The organism is Pseudomonas sp. GM78, from assembly GCF_000282475.1.
In the GTDB taxonomy this organism is placed as follows: Bacteria; Pseudomonadota; Gammaproteobacteria; order Pseudomonadales; family Pseudomonadaceae; genus Aquipseudomonas.
The window spans coordinates 1-5,864 of record NZ_AKJF01000173.1 but is presented as its reverse complement, the minus strand read 5'-3'; the positions used below and the strand labels follow the sequence as shown (position 1 = coordinate 5,864).

The 5,864-nt window shown below is 63.1% G+C and carries 3 protein-coding genes; 2 read left to right on the top strand and 1 reads right to left on the bottom strand.

Going from position 1 to position 5,864, the window contains the following annotated elements:
* Positions 1-156: 156 nt before the first annotated feature.
* Positions 157-1,245: a DUF1615 domain-containing protein gene (locus tag PMI35_RS06480; RefSeq protein ID WP_008064039.1), complete on the bottom strand. Its 1,089-nt coding sequence runs from the start codon at positions 1,243-1,245 to the stop codon at positions 157-159.
* A 278-nt stretch (positions 1,246-1,523) separates the two neighbouring features.
* On the opposite strand from PMI35_RS06480, the gene PMI35_RS06485 reads away from it, so the two are divergent.
* The gene (locus PMI35_RS06485) at positions 1,524-3,728 is read left to right on the top strand and encodes a TonB-dependent receptor (RefSeq protein ID WP_008064038.1); all 2,205 of its coding nucleotides are present in this window, start codon (positions 1,524-1,526) and stop codon (positions 3,726-3,728) included.
* A gap of 109 nt (positions 3,729-3,837) precedes the next feature.
* Positions 3,838-5,373: an FAD-dependent oxidoreductase gene (locus PMI35_RS06490; RefSeq protein WP_008064037.1), complete on the top strand. Its 1,536-nt coding sequence runs from the start codon at positions 3,838-3,840 to the stop codon at positions 5,371-5,373.
* Positions 5,374-5,864 lie beyond the last annotated feature (491 nt).

Here is a 5,864-nt window from a genome sequence, read left to right as displayed (position 1 = left end):
TCGCCGCCGATGGCTCCGACCGTCTGCAAGGCAACACTGTCGCTGCCGATGGCTCCGACCGCCTCCAAGGCAACACCGTAGCCTGACCCCATCGCTGCACCGCACAAACAAAAAGCCGGCCTGATCAGCCGGGCTTTTTCATGCATTGTATCCAGGTCATCTACGCGCCATGCAGCGCTGGTAACGCTCGTCGACCCGTTTGGCAAACCAGGCAGTGGTGAGCTTGCGGGTGATTTTCGGGCTTTGCAGCACGATCCCCGGCAGTACCGCCCGCGGCAGGGAACGCCCTTCGGCCTGTTCGGCCAAGGCGAAGACTCGCTGATAGAGCTCGCTGTCCTCGAACGCCAGGGTGTTGCCCTCCTCCAGTTGATCCCGGATCGTCGGATTGCGCATGCCCAGCTGCTTGCCCAGGGTGCGCACCGCCCGTTCCGTGGTGCCGGGCATGATCGAATCGTAGCGGACCAGGTCGCCATCCAGCGCCAGCGGAATGCCCGAGGCCCGGCTCACGGCGTTCTGGAAGGCGGCATTGCGACTGGCGTACCAACCGGCGTTGAAATCGGCGAAGCGGTACAACGGCTGTTTGTAGCTCACCGGATAACCGAGCAGGTGCGCGATGCCGAAGTACATGCCGCCGCGCCGGGTAAAGACTTCACGCCGTATCGAACCGTCCACCGGATACGGATAGCTTTTGGCCTGCTGTTCGGCAAAGTCGATGCTGACCTGCATCGGCCCGCCGGTGTGCACCGGGTTGAAGCCGGCGAACAGGGTCTTGCCCATGGGCACCATGCCGATGAAGTCATCGAAAATCGCGCTCAGTTCCTTTTCGCTGCGCGCCGCATTGAGCCGGTCGCTGTAGGTTTTGCCGTTGGGCGAATTCACCCGCAGTGCACCGCTGACCAACAGTTCGGGGATATGCGCCTTGGACGCCCGGCGATCGATCTCGTCCCGGGCGATCTTGCCCAGCCCCGGCACGCCGGGATCCACCTGGAAGGTCGACTCCTGCTCGGTGACCGCCAGCACCGAACAGAGGTTTTGCGTGGTCGGTGCAATGTTCTGCGCGGCAAACGCGGCATAGATGTCCGTGGCCCACCCCTGACGGTCGACGGTTTTGGCCGGCAGCAGGCGCACGATTTGCGCCTTGACCTCGGCGGGCTTGCGCGCCGCGGGTTCCTGGGGCCGCTGGCTGCTGCAACCGGCCAGCACCAGTAACGCGGCGATGCTCATGATCAATCGATGGGCTTGCATGTTGCTCCAGGGCGTTCGTTGAACCGGGTTAACCATACGACCAATGACAGGGCGCAGGCTATGACCGGGCGCGAACCCGACTGTTCCTCAGGCAGCCGCGAAAATCGCTGGCCGCTGCGGTTTTTCCTCCCGGGACTCATTACCTGCAGCTCGTCATACAAACTGATTGCGCTACATGACTGCGAACTCTTATCATTTGCGCCTGGAGTCGCATTTGCGCAAGGAGTTCCGCGCCGTCATACCTTTTTATTTGCGGCGGCGCCGCCCAGGAACCCACCATGATGACTCCAGCCCGAACCGGCATACCCTATCGGCCGACGCTACTGGCCTTGCTGTGCTCATTGTCCGTCACGGCCCACGCCGCGACACCCGCGCCCACCAACTCGACCCCGCTGGTGCTGGACAACGTCAACGTCAATGCCCAGGCCCCCTCACCGTCGGACCTGCCCCCGGTGTACGCTGGCGGCCAGATAGCGCGCGGTGGGCAGTTGGGGGTGCTGGGCAACCAGGACATCATGGACGTGCCGTTCAGCGTCACCGCCTACACCGAAGAACTGATCCGCGACCAGCAAGCCGAAACCGTGGGTGATGTGCTGCTCAACGACTCGTCGGTGCGCCAGGCCTCGGGGTTTTCCAACCAGGCCCAGACCTTCATGATCCGCGGGCTGCCGCTCAACGGCGACGACATCTCCTTCAATGGCCTGTACGGCATTTTGCCCAGGCAGATCATTTCCACCGATGCCCTGGAGCGCGTCGAAGTGTTCAAGGGCCCGAACGCTTTCATCAATGGCGTGACCCCGAGCGGTTCCGGCATCGGCGGTGGCGTCAATCTGCAACCCAAGCGCGCCGCTGATGCGCCGTTGCGCCGCTTCACCACCGACATCAGTGATGAGGGGCGTATCGGCGAACACCTGGACGTCGGCCAGCGCTTCGGCGAGGACAACCGCTTCGGCGCGCGGATCAACCTGTCCCAGCGCGAAGGCGACACCGCCATCGACGATGAAAACCAGCGTTCCAAGCTGTTCGCCATCGGCCTCGACTACCGTGGCGACGCACTGCGCGTTTCCGGCGACTTCATCTATTCCAAGGAGCGCATCAACGGCGGTCGCAGCTCGGTCAACCTCGGCACTGCCACGCACATCCCGGATGCGCCGTCGGCCGACACCAACTATGCACAGAAATGGGGCTTCAGCCAGATCGAAGATACCTTCGGCATGCTCCGCGCCGAGTACGACCTCAACGACAGCTGGACCGCCTACGCCGCCGCCGGCGCCAAGCACACCCGTGAAGTCGGCAACTACGACGGCACAACCCTGGTCGGCAACGATGGCAGTTCCGTGACCACCGGCTCGTTCATTCCCCATGACGAGGACAACAGCAGCGCCATGGCCGGCCTCAACGGCAAATTCACCACCGGCCCGGTCAGTCACCAACTCAACTTCGGCCTGGCCGGGATCTGGACCCAGCAGCGCAACGCCTTCGATTTCGACCTGACCCGATACCCGAACAACATCTACCACCCGGTCGACGTGCCGGCACCCCAGGGTGGTTTCTCCGGCGGCGACCTGCACGATCCGGGCATCACCGGTAAAACCTTCGTGCGCAGCGGCGCGGTGTCCGACACCCTGGGCTTTTTCGATGATCGCCTGTTGGTCACCGTCGGTGTGCGTCGCCAGCAACTGGTGGTCCAGGGTTATGCCTACGGCACTGGAACCCGCACCTCCAGCTACGACGAATCGATCACCACCCCGGTGTACGGCATCGTGTTCAAGCCGTGGGAACATGTGTCGTTCTATGCCAACCGTATCGAAGGCCTGGCCGAAGGTCCGACAGCGCCCAACACCGCCGGCTCGCGCGTGGTGGTCAACGGCGGCGAAGTCTTTGCCCCGGCCCGCTCCAAACAGATCGAAGCCGGTGTGAAAGTCGATATGGGCACCTATGGCGCGACCCTGGGCGTCTATCGCATCGAACAACCGGCCGATGGCTACACCGAAGTCATCGACGCCAGCACCGCGCGTTTCGTGCACAAGGGTGAGCAGGTCAACAAAGGCGTAGAACTCAACGTCTTCGGCGAACCCCTCGACGGCCTGCGCCTGCTCAGCGGGGTGACCGTGATGGACACCGAACTGAAGAAAACCCAGGGCGGTCTCAACGACGGTAACCGGGCCATCGGCGTGCCAACCTTCCAGTTCAATGCCAGCGTCGATTGGGACGTGCCCGGCCTGCAAGGCGTAGCGTTGAACGGTCGGATGCTGCGCACCGGCGGTCAATACGCGGACGCGGCGAACAACCTCAGCCTGCCGACCTGGAACCGCTTCGATGCCGGTGCCCGCTACGCCTTCAAGGTGCAGGAAAAGGACGTGACCTTGCGTTTTGGCGTCGAAAACGTGGCCAACAAGAAGTACTGGGAATCGGCCCAGGGCGGCTTCCTGACCCAGGGCGAACCGCGGGTGGCCAAGCTGTCGGGGACCATCGACTTCTGATTCTTGCGGGGCTTTGAATCGCTCCTACAAGTTTTATCCATTCAGCGGCCAGCCTGGCCGCTGCGCATGGCTGGACCATACTTGCTGCACACGGCAAGAGGACGGGTTCATGCAGCGTAGCGATGTGTTGATCATCGGCGCCGGCCCTACGGGGCTGGTCCTGGCGCTATGGCTGAGCAAACTGGGAGTGCGCGTGCGGATCGTCGACAAGACCTCTGCACCGGGTACCACTTCACGGGCACTGGCGGTGCAGGCGCGCACGCTGGAGCTGTATCGCCAGCTGGACCTGGCCGACGCCATCGTGCGTGACGGTCATCGGGTCGCGGCCGCCAATTTCTGGGTCAAAGGCCAGCCCGTGGCGCGCCTGCCGTTGAGCCGCGTCGGCGAGGGCCTGACGCCCTACGCCTTCCTCGAAATCTACCCCCAGGACGAACACGAACGGCTACTGATCGACCGCCTGCAAACCTTCGGCATCACGGTGGAGCGCAACACCGAGCTCGAAGGTTTCGAGCAAACCGCTGACGGCATCAGCGCCACGCTGCGCCTGCCCGACGGCCAACAGGAAAGCTGCCAGGCCTGCTACCTGGCCGGTTGCGACGGCGCCCGTTCGATCGTGCGCAAGACCCTGGACACCGGTTTTCCAGGGGGTACGTACCAGCAGATTTTCTACGTCGCCGACGTGCAAGCCAGCGGCCCGGCGTTCAATGGCGAACTGCATGTGGATCTCGATGAGGCGGACTTCCTCGCGGTATTCCCGCTGGCCGGCAGCGGCCGCGCGCGCTTGATCGGCACCGTGCGCGACGAACGCGCCGAACAGGCACAAACCCTGCAATTCGATGACGTAAGCAGTCGGGCCATCGAGCATATGCAGGTCAAGGTCGAACAACTGAACTGGTTCTCGACCTACCGTGTGCATCATCGGGTGGCGGATCACTTTCGCAGCGCCCGCGCCTTCCTGTTGGGCGACGCCGCCCATGTGCACAGCCCCGCCGGGGGCCAGGGCATGAACACCGGGATTGGCGATGCCATCAACCTGGCCTGGAAACTCGCGGCGGTCCTGAGCGGCGCCGCCGAGGCGAAACTGCTCGACACCTATGAAACCGAACGCATCGCCTTCGCCCGCAAGCTGGTGGCCACCACCGACCGGGTGTTCACGTTCGTCACCGCCGACGGGCCCTTGGCGGATGTGTTGCGCACGCGGTTGGCACCCTTCCTGATCCCGAAAATGGCCTCGTTTGAAACCACCCGCGAGTTCCTGTTCCGCACGGTGTCGCAAATCACCCTGAACTATCGCTCGATGCCCTTGAGCACAGGCGTTGCCGGGCACGTGCACGGCGGCGACCGCCTGCCCTGGGCGCACGACGGTGAAGGGGACAATTTCGAATCGCTCAAATGCCCGACCTGGCAGGTGCATGTGTATGGCGACACCAGCGACGAAATGATCGCCTGGTGCCACGAACACCATCTGCCGTTGCATGTATTCGGCTGGCGCCCGGCATTCGAAGCGGCCGGCCTTGGGCGTAGCGGGTTCTACCTGCTACGGCCGGATACGTACGTGGCGATTGCCGAAACCTGCTCGGACCCGAAGGTCATCGAACGGTATTTCCGCGACCGCGGGATCCGGCCGTATTTTGGCGCGCCCTGATTTTAGGTTGGGAGGGGCTGTTGGGATTGGGTGTATATCCATTCCTGCGGTTACGGCCACCTAGGGTTTCGCCCTTACTGTAGGAGCGAGCATGCTCGCGATGGAGGTCAACGATGACGCGTGAAGCCTGAAACCCCGCGGTGCTCTCAGGTTTTTCGCGAGCAGGCTCGCTCCTACAGAGAACCTCCACTCGGCCTCTCGAGGGGCAAGAAAATCAAAAGCCAGATCAAGAGCAACAGCCAAAACGAGGCGGCCTTAAAGCCGACCTGATTGCAGGTGTGTCCGCGATCCCATTGTGGGAGCCAGCCTGCTGGCGATGGACTACCAGGCAATGCGTTCATCCAGACAGTACGCGTTACCGTTGACGTCCATCGCCAGCAGGCTGGCTCCCACAGGGGATCAGATGCAGCCGTAAAAGTCAGGTCGGCTTTAAGGCCGCCTCGCTTTGGCTTTTGATCTGGGTGCCCCGTTAACCACGATGGCCGAACGCA

Coding starts and splice junctions, on each gene's coding strand:
- PMI35_RS06485 (WP_008064038.1), top strand. CDS start 1,524: ATGATGACTCCAGCCCGAACCGGCATACCCTATCGGCCGACGCTACTG.
- PMI35_RS06480 (WP_008064039.1), bottom strand. CDS start 1,245: ATGCAAGCCCATCGATTGATCATGAGCATCGCCGCGTTACTGGTGCTG.
- PMI35_RS06490 (WP_008064037.1), top strand. CDS start 3,838: ATGCAGCGTAGCGATGTGTTGATCATCGGCGCCGGCCCTACGGGGCTG.